Genomic DNA, 16,721 nt, shown 5'->3' with positions numbered 1-16,721 from the left:
CGCGCTCTCGCCCATCCTGCACGTGGTGCCGCTGCAGCTGCTGGCGTACCACACGGCGCTGGCCAAGGGCACGGACGTCGACAAGCCGAGGAACCTGGCGAAGAGCGTGACGGTGGAGTGAGGCGCTGCGGATCGCGCATCGCCTGTGTTTCTGACAAATAAAGTCGAAAACAGCGAAATAGAGTCGAAAACAAAACAATAAAGTCGAAAACTACGGCAGCGACGCTGACATGGCCATCAACCTGAGTTCAGTCATTGACAGTTCTTCAGTTGGGGAGCTGTGCAGCGACTGCCGCTAGGCGCGTCTACACGTTGAACTCACGGTCTTGGCGTAAGAGCTGTCGTCCAAATGCTAGCCAATGGCAGCATACTGCTGAGAGCTTGCGCTATAGGGGTCGGGCATGCATTTAGGAATTGAGCAACACACAGGACTGGTCTTTGAAGGCACGGGGAACCCCGACATTCCCGCCATGCCGATGCCAACGGTGACGCATGCGAAGTTCATCGATACTGCAGACGATTGGAAGGCGCTCCCGAGTCCTTCGGAGGCTTTTGGTCTCGTGTTCCGAGAGGATTCGTATGACCCGGTAAGCCGAACGCGCAGAGGCCGCCTCTATCAGCAAACCAGCGGTGCTCAGCCTTCGAGGCTTATCGTTTCCGCCCACCCCCATGACCGCGGCTTGATTCCAGGCTACGACAAAGCAACCTACAAGTCGCTGTTCGTCTATACGTCTTGCTTCGAAATCCTACAGCGGCCGAACCAGGGCCAAGGTTCGGTTTTGGCGCTAGGGTCGTCGCGCGCAGCGTCAGCGTGGCGCGTCGTGCAAACGGAGGCGCTATACAGCGGCGCCGTGATGGTGACGCTTAAAGCGTTGTCAGCATTCAGCATCCTGCCTGAGCTCGACCTCAACAAGATCGACGAGCAGCTCCGACCTGCGGTCGCTCAGGCAATCGCGCGCGTCCTCGACTCCGCCTTCAAGGAGTCACCTGGCTCTGTCGTTGACAACTGCCGCGATGCCATGCAGGCGATTCTCTCCTCATGGCTTGCTCAGAGTGGCTCGCCCGACACGATCATTGGCAGGGAGCTTGCGCAAGTCTCTGCGACTATAGAGGGTGCACCCTATGAGCGAATCTGCGTGGGTCACCTGGGCAAGGTGTGCGCGAAGCTGCACAGCCGGAACAAGAGCAATGCGCAGCGCCAAAATGGTTATCGACCCATCATGGAAGAGGACGCCGAGCTCGCCATTCATGCTGTTGGCTTCGCAATCCGAGACCTTGAATGGGCGAAAGCCTAAAGCGGCCTGCAATTTCAACCTGCCCGCGCCTTGCGGCCTATTCAGTTCGAAGTCACTCCAGCCACCCGAGAGGCCGTGCAATCCTGGATCAAATTGGCCGGGTTGAAACAGAAGGCGCTCTCTTGCCCTGCTGCATGAACGAATCGCCGCACTTGGGGACTCGCCAGTATGAACAGATCCTCGGGCGGCAGGTCGACAACCTGGGGCTGGACCGCGCGGATTAGTCTTCGGCTTCGCAGCGGGTGTCGCCGGTCACATTCGGCCCGCGTACTCACGCTGTTGGCGCGAAGCCACCATTGGACGCGGCAACCGGTGCTGACCCGTCTGGCCGTGTTAAGGCGGTTAGCCTCGCCTCCCCTATTCCTTGAGCCACGACTTTTTGATCCCCTCGAAGTTGAGTTGCTTCCACTCTTCCTTCCAGAGCTGGTAGTACGGAATATCTGTCGACGAGGGTGGAGGATCGCAGCGCTGCACCTGGACCAACGATGGCATCACCACCGACTCACCGATCAGAAGCGCCTCGCCTGCACCCAGGGTCGGCAACTTGTCGCACAGGTTACCGAGGGTGTCAGGCAACAGGCGGGCGACGTAACTCTGGTCGCTCGGGTTGGTCAAGCGCATCGCCAGGAAATTGCTGCACTGGGAGAAGATCGTCTCGGAGATTTCTGACGGCCGCTGACTCGACAGAAGCAGCGTGACGCCGTACTTGCGCCCTTCCTTTGCAATGCGCTCGATCGAGAGCTTGGAAGCGCGAAAACGTACCAGGTCGCTGTTGGGCACGTACTTGTGAGCCTCCTCATAAACGAGCAGGAGCGGCGCGTCGGTATTGAACTGCTCTTTCGCCGCCGTGCGCATCACTTTGTAGTGATATCCATATTCGAAAAGGATCCGCGAGATCAGTGACACGGTGATGCTCAGGACCTCAAACGGAACGCCGCTCAAGTCGACGATCGTGACGTTGGACTTCGTATCGCCGTAGCCGATCAGGCTCATCAGAGTACCTTCCAGCGTGGCTGTATCCGCAGCCGGACCGAAGAGGAACTGCAGGCGGTCCTGCTCGACCTTGCCCTCGAACCGCGTGAAGAACTTGTCCAGTGTCTTGTCAGCGTAGCTCCCGCCCGTGATGCTTTGCGACTTGGTCGGATGAAAATCGAGTCGCTTAGAAAAGTAAAGATCCAAGCGCTGATCCGCCGTGAGCAGCAGCCCATGGCCACTATCAGTCTTGCCCTCAGTCAGCAACGCGTAGCTGCCGTCGTTCACCATGTACCGCGCCTCGTTCTTCGAGTTCACGGTTTCGTTCTTGATGTTGTACAGCGCGTTCAGCACTTCATGGATGTCGAACTTGAGAGGACTGTCGTAGAAGACGTTCTTCGCGCACTTGTTGTGGCGCTTCTTGTTCTCCGTGACCAAATGGCGAAACACTGCCGATTGGTTGTAGTTGTCGCGCTCGCCCGTATCCAGAAGCACCTCCTCCAGTTCTTCGCTGTTGAGCAGCCAGTAAGGCAAGGTCAGTGTGCTGGCATCCAGGAAGTTCGCGTCGGGGAATGCCGTCCGGTACTCGGAGTGGATGTCGAAGATGACGACGTGGGAGTTGTTCAGCGAGTAATCGCCGTCTTTCGCGCGCACTGCGGTCTGGATGATCTTGGCGATGGTGTGCGACTTGCCCGCGCCAGTGGAACCCACGACGGCAAGATGCTTGTTGAAGAACCGGTCCCCGTCGACGGGGACGGAGATCTTCTCGTTGGACACCAGCGCGCTGAATGCGAACTTCTTTGCCGGCTCAATCGAATCCTCGAAGATTTTCTTGATGTCTTCGTCCGTCGCCGGCGCCACGCCAGTGGGAGGGATGGTCAGCGTATCGCCGCCACGAATGAACTTGCCGTCAGCGATGATTCCCAGCGGCAAGGCCTCGATGAGGTGACGACGCTCGCCGCTGGCAGTTACTTCGATGCAGAAGTTCTCGATGATCGCGATGAGCGCGCATTCTTCGATATCGGTGATGCGCAGATATGAGCCCACCTTGAGGCTCTTATCGTTTGCGAATGCCGAGATGTTGCCAACCGAGATCTTCACCTTGTCCGGGAAGACAGCAATCACTTCGGCCTTGATGTCATTGGAATCGTTCATGCCTGCATGACCTCCTGAAGCAGATAGGCACTGTCACTCTTGATCGAATGGAGCCCTGTGCCCTTGGGCAGGAGGGCTGAGTCCAACGGCGAGCCTTGGTGAAAGTCGTAGACCTCGACGAGCGAGCCTTTGCAGGCAGCCATGGTCGGCGCTAGCTCGTGCTCATCGGGGACGAATTTGAGCGTCCAGAGTCTTTCTTTGGTGGGGCGCTCCGCCAGCATCTCGGGTGAGAAAGCCGAACCGTGGAAGGGATAGCCGTCAATGAAGGCCACGCCCTGCCTCCAAAGGCTCTCCTTGAGCTCAACCAACTGTTCGGGCGTCAGGCCTCGCAGCAGCACGTAGGGGCAAAACCGATCGGTAGCAGGCGTCCGCATATGCTCCGTGTGCGAGAACTTCCGCCCAAGCCCGGCGAGCATGCGACTGGCCTTGGCCACTTCGAACTCTTCGCCCATCTCGATCACGAAGAATCTCGAAGCCTGGGGCAGCTTAGTCGTGCGATGAGAGAAGTACTTTCGACGGACCATCCTCGCGAAGTACTCGCGCCCCATGTAATCCCTCAGCCAGGCGTTGAAGACCACCTCCTTGCGGTTGATTGCCTTCAAGAACTGCGCCTTGGTTACCTTTCGCTGCGCCACGTCCGCTTCGATTGCGAGTCCCTGAACGACGTTGATCGCCATCGGATAGAAGAAGATCCGCGCATCATCGCTGTTGCACCCGGAGATCTCGCGCACCATCAGTTTGATCAACGTCTCCTTCTGAGCGTCATAGGACGGCGCGCTCACGTTGATGTCCAGCAGCGCGAGAAAGTCGGCCAGCTGTTCGTCGGTGAGCACCAGTTCTTCGTGCACTTTGTGGACCTTCTTTTCCTTCGTGAAGGTAAGAAAGTGTTCCTTCACGAAGTCGCCCGTCAGGGGAAGCGTGAGCTTGTGCTGCCCGCTTTGGTAATAGCCGTGAAGCCGGTACCGGAACATTTGGTCTCTGGAGCAGCCCGCGGCATGGAAATGCCGCAGCATGTGCACGACCGCGTCCTTAATCACCGAGTGGTTGTACTCCGTGCCTTCGTAGTACTTGCACTGCACGAAGGCGCTCTCACCCGGATCATCCAGGTCTATGTCCTCCACGCCTTCGACCGTCACGCTGCCATGAGGGGACGCCTCGAGCAGACTCACGATCGTCTGGTCGAACTGGTAGAAGTAGCCTTTGATCGTCGCGATCGCGCTGCGGTCTTTCACTGTCTATCCTCGGGTGATGCTCAACGGCGGTCGGCCTCACGGCGTAGAGGGTTCGCCGCCGCCGTAGCCAGGCGCATGAGATAGCTCGCGTGCGGCAACGCCAAGGTCCTGCCAGGCGTGCGGGTGGCAGCTAAACACCAGGATCTGATGTCTTTGAGCGGCGTCGTAGAGCACCCGCTTCATCTGGCCCAGTCGATCTTTGTCGGTGTGAACCAGGGCGTCGTCTAGGATGAGCAACGTGGGCTTGCCAGCCTCTTGCAGAAGGTCCGCGTAGGCCAGCCGCGCGACGACACCCATCTGCTCCCGTGCCCCGACGCTGAGTTCCTCGAAATCACCGGTCTCCGCGCCGTTGGTGCCGACTCGGGTGATGCGTCCCGGTGATAGGTCATCACTCACCTCGATGCCCGCGCCCGGGAACAGGATCTGTAGGTAGTGGTTCAGGTGTCGCTGAAGTGGCGCGCGCAGGCGTCGTGCCAGCGCGGCGCGCTTCTCTGTGAGCAGCTTGAGAAGATGGCTCAGCGCCTTGGCCCGGCGTTCGAGCTCGGTGCACCGTCTCTCCATGTGGTCGAGCTCGCGCTGTTTGTCCGCGGCGGCCTCTTCCAGCCCCAAGGCGCCCTTGGCCTCCAGGTCCGCCTCCAACCGGATGATGTCGCTCCCGCGTTGGGCGTACGCGCTCTCAAGCTGCTTGGCGCTCCGCTCAAACCGCTCGACGTCCTGCTGCAGAAGTGCAACGTTGAGCGTGCGCAGTTGCTCGGCGAGTGCTTCCACACCTGCCCGCGCCGTGGTCTCGTTCGCAAGGGCATCGGTCAGGGCATGGCTGGCGTCCGCTTTCCTTTTGGCGCGAAGTGGGTCGGCCAGTGTCGCCTGGGCCGCTGCCAGCTCTTCGCTCGCGACGCTGAGCAGGGCCATCGCTTCGCTCACCGCGAGCTTGGAGTCGTTCAGCTGGGACGTCGCATCTTCCAGTATGACCTTCGCCGTGGATTCATCCGATTCCGCTTGCGACACGGATACGCCGGCAGTTTCAGCCCCGACAGGTTCCGTCAAGTTCTGCAGTGCTTGCTTCGCCTCCGTCAGCTTGGTCGACAGCGCCGCTATGTCCACCGCCAAGGCGGCCACCCCCTTCGGAGCGTGGGCCTCCAAGACGGATTTCGCCGCCTTGGCCTCCGCCGCGCGCTGCACGTGCTGGCGCTCACGCTCTTCCGCAGCCGCCAAGTTCGCCACACCCAGGCGCTGGAGCAGCTCCGCCAGGACTTTGCGCTGTTGATCACGATCCGCAATCAGGCTTTGAAGGCCCTCACCGCCCGGCAGCACCGTGATGCGCCCCACCCCCTCAATGTCGATGCCCGTGCGCTCCACCACGGTGAGGCGGTCGGTGGCATTCACCTGGACACCGGCGACCTGCACCTTCGCGCTGGGCTGGAGGCGGAACTCCAGCGCGGTTGATACCGCATCCAACCGAGCCTGCGCGGTGCGCAGGCTCTCCGTGACTTCGCGCAGGCGCTTGAGCTCCGCGCCGGGCATGGCGAGCGACAGCGTCTCGGCCTGCAAGCTTGTTAGCTCTTCCTGCTTGAGCTGCGCTTGGCGGTGACTCCGGCTCAGGGCTTGTACTTGGGCCGCGAGCTCGGTCACCGCCTTCTCCTGGGCCTGCCAGGTCGCCACTTGGCGCGCCGCTGCCAGTCGGTCGCGCGCCCTCATGCTCGCGTGTTCAGCCTGCGCATGGCGCGGCTCCCAGGCCTGGAGCTGACCGTTGGCCTGCGCCAGCTTGTCCTGCGCCGCCTCCAGCTTCTCCTCGCGCAGCTTCACCGCGTCGTCGTCGCGTGCCATGAGCTGCAGTTGTTGGCGCTGGGCGTCAACCTGCGCCGAAGCCTGCTTGAGCAGCAACTCTTGCGCGGTCCTCCGCTGGGCAAGCCCCAACGCGTCGGCCAGCTTGACCTGCGCTTGCTCAAGTTGCGCGCGCAGGGTCAGCCAGGGCCGAGCCTCGCCGTCTTGCCCATGATCAAGACGCAATGCCGCCAGCCGGTCCACGGCGATTCGGTACGCGTTAATCTCCACGCGCAATAACTGCAGCTCTTCGAGCAGCGCTGTGCGGCGCTTGATCGCTTCCCCGTATGCACCGCGCGGTGCCTCGGTGGACGGCGTCAGCAGCTGATTGCGCTCGGTCTCAACCGCCTTGATGACCTCATCGCCGCTTGTGGCCGCGAGTTCGCCAAGGGAGTCCCCCATCGCGTTGCGCAGATGATCGCTTGCGAACCCGACGACCTTGGCAATTTCATGCGACGTGCCCTGCTTAATCCAGAGCAACCCGGGGATACCCATGTGCTCGGGCGAGCTGGCGCCCTTTCCGGCGAAGCTGAAGCCCAGCAGCTCTCCCAGGTGATCCTCGGCCTCTGCTCCTTCCAGCGTCTTGCCATCGATGATGAGCTGGCATCGCTTCTTGCCCAGAAACGCCTTGCTCAGCCGAGCGGGTTTCCCGCCGAGTGCGAAAGCGATCTCCACAGACGGCGTGGCGGAGCTGTCGCTCCACGGACGCAAGCCACTGATCGCGCTCGACTTGTGCCGCTCGAAAAACGCGGCCCGGATGGCTTCGGCTACGGTGGACTTCCCCGACTCGTTCGGGGCGACGAACAGGTTCAGTCCGTCAGCGAAGTCGCACAACTCCAGCGGGGCCCGAAAGCGCTTGAAATTCTCGATTCGCACCCGCTTGAGCTTCATGCGCAGGCTCCTTTCGCTGGTGCTTGGTCGTCCAGGATCCGCGCCAGCGCTAGCAGCGCGTCACGCGCCAGTTCGGGCTCTGCGCTGGCTTGCTGCTCGCGCAGCTCCTGCAGGGCCTCGCCCACAAAGCCGTCGGCACGCAGCGTTTGAATATCTTCCTCGGTTGGCTCGAGCCTGAGCGCCTCAGCGTTCCACAGGATGGCCCGCGCCTTGGCGCGCGCCGCCCCGAGCGCGGCCGTCAGCTTGCGGTGTCCCGCCAGATTGCAGGTGCCGGACAGGCGCAAGTGAAGGACATCATTGCCACTCACTCCGTCTAACGCTTGCACCACTTCGTCGACGTCTGAATCGACGGCCATATGCTGCTCGAGCTGACGCCAGTTGAATTTTCCGGTGGGTACCGCTGTGACAATAGGCTCGAGTGACGTCGACTCTATGGCCACGAGCAGTGCCTGACCCGACTCGTTGGCTTTAAAGCGGTCCGATTCCGGCGTGCCGGCGTACCAGGTCTTGCTATCCACCTGCTTGGTGCCGTGCCAGTCTCCTAGCCCCAGGTAAGCCAGTCCCGCGCTCTGCGCCCGGCCCGCCGCGATCGGATTGGTCGAGTCCACGTCTGCGGGTAGGATGCCCTGCACACTGCCGTGCGCCAGACCGACTCGCGGCAGGTCGTCCGATGGAACGTGCGTCGCGAACCATTCGGTGAGGTCGGCATAGGTATGGCGCTGGGTCAGCGGTGCCGGCAGCAATGTGAACTTGCCTGCCACCACAAAGGGCCTTGGCTCTAGGCACACGATGACGTTGTCGGGGATTGCCCCCAAGCGATGTGCCCGGTTCCACACCGACTCCGCCAGCGCAGCATCGTGATTACCCGGGATCAGGACCCAGGTCCCGGTAAAGCCTTGCATGGCGTTGAACAGCCGCCGAATAGTCTTCTCGGCCACCGTCTGGGCGTCAAACACGTCGCCAGCGACCAGCACTGCGTCCACGCCTCTATCGGCCGCGATACTGGCCAGGCGCTCCACGGCAGCGAATCGTGCCTCAAATAGAGCGGCCGCGTCGTCGGTCTCAAACTGCGCGAACACTCGACCGATCTGCCAGTCGGCCGTATGCAAAAATGAGATCAAGTCATCCCCCTGATCGCTTGATTTGATGGAATTCCCTTGCAGCGGCGACTTGATGCGCCGTTCACCACCAGTCTAACGTTTTGAAACACTGCACGGCAGTGCACTGCTCGGACGAATCGCGAGAGGTTTCTCCGTTCGTTCGAGCACGAAATCAGGGGTTGTTTCGCGGCGTTGTGACCAATTTTTCAGCGGTCTGTTTGGTGTTACTGACGACCCGTTTTGGTCAACTACGGCCTTTCGGCCTCGAAGCGCAGGTGGCTGCACCCAGTCTCGAGCGGCCGATGCTCAACAACTCGCGCTGCGACCTCCTTGATATGGGATGAGATCCATAGGAACATAGGGCGCGCGCATGGCTCTTGCTCCCATGCCCCTCCCTGGCGACGGATCGTCGACCTGAGCTGCTATGGCCATGGAGCTTCTGCCATTCAATTCTGCGGTTCTTCCTTGGTTGACGGGCGAGACCCTGTTCAGCCTCTGCAGTCGGCATCATCGCCTCTGGGGATTTTCGAACTCATCCCAGTCTACGGAGATTCTTTTCGGTTCACCGAGGCGAGGGACGCAACATGACTTTCCCTGCGCGTTGGATGTGTTCGCGGATCGAACGCAAGGGCTTCTTGGTTCGGCGAACGAGATTGCCAGACAGCGTACTGTGCTGAAGTTCTACGCTCCGTTTCGAGGCGCGGGTGAAGTGCAGGATGCAGTTGTCATGATGCGAAGCGCCTCCGTGGCACATCTGAAGTATCGATTGGGGCTTCTGACGAGTCGGTTTCGTGCGCATCACCCGCTCAAGTCTTGCCCTCAGTGCAGGCATCGTGATCTCGTGGAGTGTGGTTGGGTCTATTGGCGAGGCCATCTTCAATACCCCGGGGTCTGGATGTGCCCGGAGCACAAGATTCCTGTGCAGGAGTCGGCGCTGAAAGCGACCGGGGTGGCTCGTTTCCAGTGGCATCTTCCTGCTGAGGAAGATCAACACAGTCTTGAGGCTTTGAGAACGGACTGGATGCAAGCAAGTGCACTCAAGCTCGCAACCATGACCGTCGATCTGGTGGAGTCCATAACGGAGGATGGCTGGTTGAGCCGGCATCGCTTCCAGGCCGCGGTGAGATCCCGCATGCTGGCCAATGGCTGGCTTCTTACATCGGGCAGGCTGCGGCTCGAAGATGCCGCAAGCTCCTTCCTTCAGCATGTACGACCACTTCGACGTATTCCGGAACTAGCAGCTCTGCCGAGCTCCGTTGAAGAGGCGAAATCACAATTGGGTCGACTTCTGCGGCCGATGAGAAGTGGAACGCATCCGCTTCGATGGATGGTCGTCGCGAGCTGGCTGTTTGACGACGTGGATGATCTTCGAGCGGAACTCGCGCATCCCAGCGAAAGGGACTGTTGGCCGGAGGTGAACAAGGAACTCAGTCAGGGGGCAACTGATAAGGAGGACGTGCGCGTTCGACTGGTGGCGTTCATGAGCGAAGGGGCGTCTGCCACATCAGCAGCGCGTGAGTACGGAGTGGACGTCAAGACCGCCATGGCATGGGCAGCATCTTCTGGGATTTCCACGAAGCGTAGGTCGAAGAAGCTGACGGCGGAAAGCCTGCTTTCAATCTTGCAGGCGCTTCAATTTGGCGACGACAGAAATGAACTCGCTCAGCGGTATAGCATTTCGAGTGGGACCATCACTCGCATCCTCATGACCGAGGTGGGGCTGCACGCCCAATGGGTCGCTGCTAGGAAAGCGAGATCCCGAGAGCGCGCACGTTCGACGTGGCTATCCCTTCTGGCAAGTGGCGAACATCAGGGCTTGAAGTGGATGAGAAAACTGGAGCCAGCCGCTTATGCGTGGCTGTATCGCAACGACACCGCCTGGCTTCGGGCCAACCTTCCGCCTGCTCCGAAAGAAAGTGCCCGCAGGGCGAGCCCAGCGGTTCGTTGGGATGTCCGTGATTTGGAGCTCAGTGCACGTGTCTTTCAGACTGCGCTGTCGCTGTCGAAGAACGGGGCAACAACGTTGCGACTCTGGCAGTTGTACCAGGTCCTTCCAGAGCTGAAGGCGAAACTAGGTCAACTACAACGGCTGCCCTTGACGCAGCGAGCGCTCGAGACCGTCCTTACAAGACGCGCAACTTCCACTTCCCCGAGCGAGCTACTCTGATTGCGCAGCCCGGCCGCTTTCCTGTCTTTGTGCATGATGGTTGACATGCAAATATGCGCTAGATTATGCTTTATGCATGCTCGAAACAGCGTCGCTCGCCAGGTTGCTCAACGCTAGGGAGGCGTGCAGACAGCGCGGCATTTCCCAGGCGCAAATTGCGTCTGCCGTTGGTGCCAGTCAGTCGCAGGTAAGCCGGATCTTGAACGGGCGAGGGCTGCGTAGATCTCGCTTGCTTGAAGATGTGTGCCTCTACGTCGAGCGCTTCGAAGTCGGCGTGACGGCCGATGCGGTGAGGGGCAACGAAGAGCTTGTCGACGCGTTGCGTTCTGCGTGGGACGGATCGGCCGGGCACGCAAAGGCATTGTCAACCGTCATTCGGTCCCTCTCTGCATTGCGACCTACGCCGATCAGTCGGTTGTAGGCTAGAAGGGCCCCCAGATTGCTCGTCGTACCTGCCCCCAAGCCTGGCGAGCTTGCCATCGGCTATTGGGGGGCCGTCCTCCGGTGGAACGGATTGAGTCGGAACGTCGCGGATGGACGTCAAGCGTTACGCCTATTCACAGGGCAATCGGTCAACTTCTGTGACGTACCTCGCGTCGAACTCTTGGCGAAGATCGCAGCAATGGACCTTGAGTCATATGTTCGGCATCACACAATGTTTCCTCTTCGTCGTGCAGTGACAAAAGACGTCTCCGGAGGGATGCTGGGGCAAGGAAAGTACCGTGCTTCCATGATCAGCGGGGGCACGTTGCGAGTGCCAAGACCGCAAGCTTATCTTTGCCAAGAATGCGTGCGCGAGGATCTTGGCTTTCACGGCTATGCCTACTGGCGTCGAGAACACCAACTGCCTGGGCAATGGAGATGTGACAAACATGGCGCCACACTGTCTCGCGTTGGCATAAGCCAGGCGGAGGCGTTCTACGCCTCGCCGGCCCAGATGCTGCCGCAGGCCAAGGTTGAGAGTGACTTGATGTTCGAGAAGGATGCGACGGATTGCGCGACGTACCGGTTCTTCGATATCTGTTCGCACCTGCTAGGCGGCGTTGTTGTCCTCCCCCTCGATGCCGTCTTTTCTGCAGCCAAGTATCGAGCCGAAGATCTTGGGATCAATACTGAAGCCTGCACCCTTGTCCGTCACCTGCTAAAACTAGAAGAAGTCCAGGCCTGCTATGACCGGCGATGGCTCGATGCCTTGAGTCAAGAAGGACTCACGAGACATGTGTTCAGCGATGACGTCTCAGGGAGTGCGATGTTCTCTACGCTGTCGGCCGCCCTTGTATTCGCGGCCTTGTACGAGACGAGTGAAGAAGCGATTTCAGGGATGGTTCTCTCAACAAGAGAGTGCACGAAAAGTCATTGACTCAGATTCGCATAGTTGCTGATAGGTAAACCGGAAAGCAATGGACGGGGCACTGGGGGGACTGCAACAGTGGTAGCGCCTTCCCAAGACAAGTGAGACTCACGAGAACCGACTCCAAAACTCCGACCAGAATGGCGTGTCGCGCAGCACGAGGTCTTCATACATGGCCATCTTGGATGGGCTTCCTTCCCGAATCGCCGCGACGGCTGGTGCGAGCGGCTCGAGCCAGGTTTGAGCTGCCGTGATGAAGTCTTCGAGCCGCAAGCTGTCATCCGCGCGTTCGAAGGCAACGCGGTGAGCAGCGATCCACAGTGCGATGATGACTCGTTGAATGCCTGCGGTCAGATCAATGATCAGCTTGGCAAGGTTGTCGTCGATCGGGAGCTTCTTCTGAACATACTGATACCGCGCAAGCACGTCCAGAAACTGGGACCTAAATCTTGGCGCAGTGTGATCGGAGAACTGTTCGAACCGATGGTAACCGGCAGTATTCAGTCGCTGCAAGGTACTCAAGCGCGAGGTCAGAGCACCGATTCCATCCGGCGTACCGGACACAAGCACTGGTATCTGGCCTGTGTTGACGAGATTGAGGAACCAGCGCACGACGCGATCTTCTACGATGCTGATTTCCGGCCGTTCTGCGGTGCCAGCGCGGTTGACTCGTTGCTTCAGGGACGAGATCTTGAAGAGATTCTGAATTTCATCGAGATGAAGAATCCCAAGGAAGCCAGACACGGCGACTTGCCGCCATTCGTCCAAAGCTCGCATTCCATCTGGAATTCGTTCCTTCGCCAGCCAGTTGTCGAATCGCCGACCGCCAGTGGCCTCGTCCCACGCAAGCATCAGCGCACGCGCAAGGTCCGATGAGCGCCCAGAGGGTGGAGCCTCTACGGACAGCCACAGGACTTGGGTCAACCCCCCGATGACCTTTGGGAATCGTTCATGACGAATGACCTGAGGGCCAAAGGCATGTAGGCATCGAAGGCAGGCCTGTGTTTTGCCGACACCAGACAGCCCCTCTACTGCTGCCGCGGTTGCTTGTGGAATTCGAATGCCGGCGCGAGTCGCATCTCCACTAACTGAGGCCCAGGTAGACGCTTGTCTGGGGTCTCTGTAGCTGTATCCCTGGCGTACCATCAGATCGATTGAATGAAACAGGCGTCGCTCGACCAACGTCGGGACATGCAAATCACGAACAGACATCAAGTCATGCAGACGAACATGCTTCGGAGTCGAGCCCAGATCTGTGGGTTCCGGTGGCAGATAGAGCAGGGAACTGAGAGTGGCGTCCGACGATTGAATGCCTGGCAAACACTCCGTGAGGAGGTTGCCCGCGTATGGGTTTGAAGGGTCCTCTGCCTTCATCTACCTGTCTCGGTTTGCGCGTTCGAGCAGTGTGGACATCATCGCGTCGTGGGCGATCTCCGCTTCATACCGAGGTACTTCCAAAGGGCAAGACTCCGCCATAGGATGCGCAAGTGATGCAGCTTCCTCCAAGTGGCGAGCCTCTGTCATTGTGGGCATCGGCCCGTCGAACTTGTCGATCGCTTCTTGAGTCAAGCGATTTGCATTGTCCCGGATCTCTTGAAGGCGCCTTCGTGACTGAATGGAGGCCGCAAGCCGTGCATGTTCTTCAGCGGGCCTGTCCATGACCTCTTTTGCGAGTACGTCTGCCCACTCATCCATACTGTAGTGAGGCGATGCCCTCGACTCGCCGGTCAAGGTCATCTCAAACATCTGGTGGTCCTTGGGCGACGGCGTCCAAATCGTTTCCATGCCACCAGGGTGATGATGAACGGGTACGTTCCAGCCGCCGAAGTTCCGCGCGCGGGTGGTCCATTCAAGCTCATGAATATGATTGGAGGTGTACATGCAACCAGCATGCCAAACCCCATCTGATTTGACACGCGCCGTAGCCGCGGGGAGCAGCTCAGCGACGAGGTCATGCTCAAACACTTGACGCTGATACGCAGCCCCGACAGAGTGACCCCAGCGCCAAAGGCCTGCCGGAGATGGGAACACGCCGGCAGCTCTCATCTCGCCCGTCATTCGATCGCTACGGTTTGCAGTGAAGTTGTAATCCGCAAACGCAATCGATAAGTAGTCCGCGTAGTCTTTCAACGTAAAGGTGCACTTTCGCGGATCGACCTTGCGCAGCTCGAGTTCATGTCGACGAGCGTCCATTGCGCCTGGAATGAACCAGAATTGCTCGTCCTTGATGATGCGAAACTGCACCTCGACCGTACCCTTCAGATCCCCGCGGTAGGGAGGTGTGTAGGCGACGTCGTAGTCGAGCTTGAGTGCTGTGTGCTTGTGTCCGGCCGAGAGATACTCGCCGCGGTCACACAGGAGGCGGTAGCAGAGAGTTGGGGCTGGAACCAACTGCGTTGCCAGCGCGAACTGAGGAATTCGTGTGGAAAGTGAATGCGACATGCACGCGTTGAAGATGGCGACCTTTGCGGTCGACCAGCTGGGACCCGTGAGGCAAATGTAGAAGCCCATGATGGCCGTCGACCAGATGTCGACAATGATGTACACAATGGGACGACCGATAATCCAGGCTCGTTTCACCGATGATCGAAGATAGATGTCTCCTATCGTTGAATCGATCGCCCAGGTGTGCGCCGGACCGGGTACACCCTTCCAGCTTCGTGCAGTCAGACCTCTCAACTGGCTGTTGAAATGATGTTTTGTAGTTTGCTCCGCTAGACGCTCGAGCTGACTCGAATCCCACATGAGCACGCGTCGAATCTGCTGGGCGTTCGGATACGATCCCTGCGGGCCTAGTTCGTACTTCACTTCACCATCAACATCCTTGGCCGTTGCAACAAAGGATGAGCCCAAGATCAGCTTTATCCGCGCTGGCATCGGCGGCTTAGGCCTGGGGATCTGTTTGTCTGCAGCAAGAATCCGCAAGCGCCAGTCCGTGCTCATGCCAGGCTGAATCGAAGCAATGGGAACTCCAGTGGCGCGTGCGATTCTTTGTGCGGTAGATTTCCGCCCCGCCTTGCCTCGAGTGGGCGCCTCGTTCTTGGGCGGGTCGCACGGCCTCGCTTCCCCTGGGGCGCCACAGCGATGACGCAAGGGGTACAGGCTCGACTCGTGCATGCCCCATCTGCACAAAGACGACCAATGCTTGTAGATGTAGGCGCGACTGACCCGCTTGGTTTGCATCGTTTCACTCACAAGTGGAGCAATGCTCTTGTGAACGATGATGCACTCTTGGAGTTTTACCAAGTCCAGAAAGAGCGCCATCTTGGCGATCCGGTCCTCGTGATCGATTCTTGCCAGCTCTCTATTTCCTCCGCGACCCTTTGACGATGGATCGGATCCATTCGGTACAAAACGACGCTCAACAGAAACTGGCAAAAGGAGCTTCGCCGAGTGAAGCTCCTGGAGTTGCGTGCGGTCGAGCCACAGGAGATTGCCGACCAGCCGCGCGGGTGGCTTCTTTCGAGGTCGCCGGAGGCGCTCTATCGTTACACGTGCTCTCCCTCCCTTGGACTTCGTCGGAGAACTTGCCTCAGAGTAGAGGAGGACCGCGCATGTCACATCCAACTCAGGGGCGTCGAGTATCACCCGGTAGATGCCTGGAAGTATGTTGCTTCGACTTCGCGAGCGATTGACCACACGGAACGTCGAGTCGGCGATCATTTCCACGAGGTCCTCCGCATCTCGATAGGGTTGTAGGCCAGAAAGGCCTCGCGTTCTATCAAGCGGAAGGGAACATGAAACTTGATAGGTCGACGGAGATCGACGGACAGAGGGCCGTGTACGACGGATTGCCACAGAGCCTTCTGCGCTTGCGGCTCCGAGCCGAGATGCTTGGTGAGGAGATGAATCAACTCAGTAATGGATCTGAACTGATTGAGCTCGACGAGCTTTGATGCGAACGTCCTCTCCTGCTCGGTGGTATCACGGTGGCGCGTCCAACATGCGACAGTTTTTAAGTTGTCCGCGACGGCGGGGTGAAAGACCTCGGGAGTGATGAGGAGCCAGTCGATGCCTCTGCATTCCCAGTACGCCCTCTCGACCTCAAGTAGATTCATCTTGCGTTTTGGTAATCGGGCATCTTGCTTGCAGGCCACCGCTGTTGCGTTGAAGCGCCCATCTCCTCCACGCCTAACCACGAAGAAGTCGGTGGACATGCGCCACAGAGCTGTGGCGCCATCGCCGCTGGTTCTCGGGTGTTTGACACCCAGCTGCAGACAAAGTCCGACCGTCCCTGGAAATAGCCTAAGTGGGTTGCCTTGGTCGTAGTCGAGCAGCGGATGATTGGATGGTTCGATGGATAGCCGATACTGCTCAAGGCAGTCCGTCACATCGGTCAGCATCCGGATGAAGTACAGGCCAACGAGTTCTTGATCGCTCAACAAGTGCCGTTGTCGGCCGTTCCAGATATGGAGGTGGCTTCTTCCAACGGAAGCCGGATCACCGCGCCCGACTTGGTGCCAAGGGACATAGAGGTCGTAGGTGCCTGATCCCCTGCCTTGGCGTTCGAAGCGTTCCAGCACCTTGGGCGTAAAGCGTTTCGTCGTTCTCATGCAATCCCCGAGAAAAAGGAGAAACGAAAGGGGATTGACGAGACCGCTTGACGACTCGTACACTGAAGCAGTCCTGCAAAGACTTCTTCGGAATCCCCGGAGAACCGGCGGCGACCCGTTACAGCGGGTCGCCGTTTTTCTTTGTCTACATGTTCAGCCTCCTACGATGGTCGTGTGCGATCAC

11 protein-coding genes are annotated in these 16,721 nt (G+C 59.3%); 4 read left to right on the top strand and 7 right to left on the bottom strand.

The genetic code is table 11. The features are described 5' to 3' along the window. The first annotated feature begins 470 nt into the window (after window positions 1-470). A complete protein-coding gene (locus tag BGO22_RS22335; RefSeq protein WP_286852446.1) occupies window positions 471-1,295 on the top strand; it encodes a hypothetical protein in 825 nt (274 codons plus the stop codon). 357 nt (window positions 1,296-1,652) lie between these two features. Here the strand turns inward: BGO22_RS22335 and herA are convergent, their stop codons facing one another. Genes herA through BGO22_RS22310 form a run of 4 tightly spaced genes read right to left on the bottom strand, consistent with a single transcriptional unit; the run spans window position 1,653 to window position 8,487 of the window. Beyond that, window positions 1,653-3,422: an anti-phage-associated helicase HerA gene (herA, locus tag BGO22_RS22325; protein ID WP_070401328.1), complete on the bottom strand. Its 1,770-nt coding sequence runs from the start codon at window positions 3,420-3,422 to the stop codon at window positions 1,653-1,655. After that, window positions 3,419-4,654, bottom strand: a complete 1,236-nt coding sequence (locus BGO22_RS22320) for a DUF4297 family anti-phage-associated protein (protein ID WP_070401327.1) — start codon at window positions 4,652-4,654, stop codon at window positions 3,419-3,421. The genes herA and BGO22_RS22320 overlap by 4 nt, the downstream gene beginning before the upstream one ends. Window positions 4,655-4,690: 36 nt before the next feature. Beyond that, window positions 4,691-7,366, bottom strand: coding sequence for an AAA family ATPase (locus BGO22_RS22315; RefSeq protein ID WP_070401326.1), 2,676 nt, complete (start codon window positions 7,364-7,366; stop codon window positions 4,691-4,693). Continuing rightward, entirely contained in the window at window positions 7,363-8,487 is a 1,125-nt protein-coding gene (locus tag BGO22_RS22310) for a metallophosphoesterase family protein (RefSeq protein ID WP_070401325.1), read from the bottom strand. Before BGO22_RS22310 ends, BGO22_RS22315 begins: the two co-directional genes overlap by 4 nt. A gap of 403 nt (window positions 8,488-8,890) precedes the next feature. On the opposite strand from BGO22_RS22310, the gene BGO22_RS22305 reads away from it, so the two are divergent. The 3 genes from BGO22_RS22305 (at window position 8,891) to BGO22_RS22295 (ending at window position 11,993) form a co-directional block, all read left to right on the top strand. Continuing rightward, complete coding sequence (locus BGO22_RS22305; RefSeq protein ID WP_083293392.1) at window positions 8,891-10,633, top strand: TnsD family Tn7-like transposition protein; 1,743 nt, start codon at window positions 8,891-8,893, stop codon at window positions 10,631-10,633. 76 nt (window positions 10,634-10,709) lie between these two features. Continuing rightward, window positions 10,710-11,054: a helix-turn-helix domain-containing protein gene (locus tag BGO22_RS22300; protein WP_083293391.1), complete on the top strand. Its 345-nt coding sequence runs from the start codon at window positions 10,710-10,712 to the stop codon at window positions 11,052-11,054. 18 nt (window positions 11,055-11,072) lie between these two features. Then, on the top strand, window positions 11,073-11,993 hold the full coding sequence (locus BGO22_RS22295; protein ID WP_083293390.1) for a TniQ family protein: 921 nt from the start codon (window positions 11,073-11,075) through the stop codon (window positions 11,991-11,993). Between the two features lie 99 nt (window positions 11,994-12,092). Here the strand turns inward: BGO22_RS22295 and BGO22_RS22290 are convergent, their stop codons facing one another. The 3 genes from BGO22_RS22290 to BGO22_RS22280 are packed head-to-tail and all read right to left on the bottom strand — an operon-like array spanning window position 12,093 to window position 16,537. Continuing rightward, window positions 12,093-13,358, bottom strand: coding sequence for an AAA family ATPase (locus tag BGO22_RS22290; protein WP_116958701.1), 1,266 nt, complete (start codon window positions 13,356-13,358; stop codon window positions 12,093-12,095). Next, window positions 13,359-15,647: a TnsB C-terminal domain-containing protein gene (locus BGO22_RS22285; protein WP_502686493.1), complete on the bottom strand. Its 2,289-nt coding sequence runs from the start codon at window positions 15,645-15,647 to the stop codon at window positions 13,359-13,361. Continuing rightward, window positions 15,644-16,537: a TnsA endonuclease N-terminal domain-containing protein gene (locus BGO22_RS22280; protein WP_147326202.1), complete on the bottom strand. Its 894-nt coding sequence runs from the start codon at window positions 16,535-16,537 to the stop codon at window positions 15,644-15,646. Before BGO22_RS22280 ends, BGO22_RS22285 begins: the two co-directional genes overlap by 4 nt. Window positions 16,538-16,721: the final 184 nt, after the last annotated feature.

The organism is Hydrogenophaga sp. 70-12 (assembly GCF_001897365.1).
GTDB lineage: Bacteria > Pseudomonadota > Gammaproteobacteria > Burkholderiales > Burkholderiaceae_C > Hydrogenophaga > Hydrogenophaga borbori.
The sequence above is the reverse complement of the archived record's forward strand: the minus strand, read 5'-3'. Positions and strand labels throughout refer to the sequence as shown.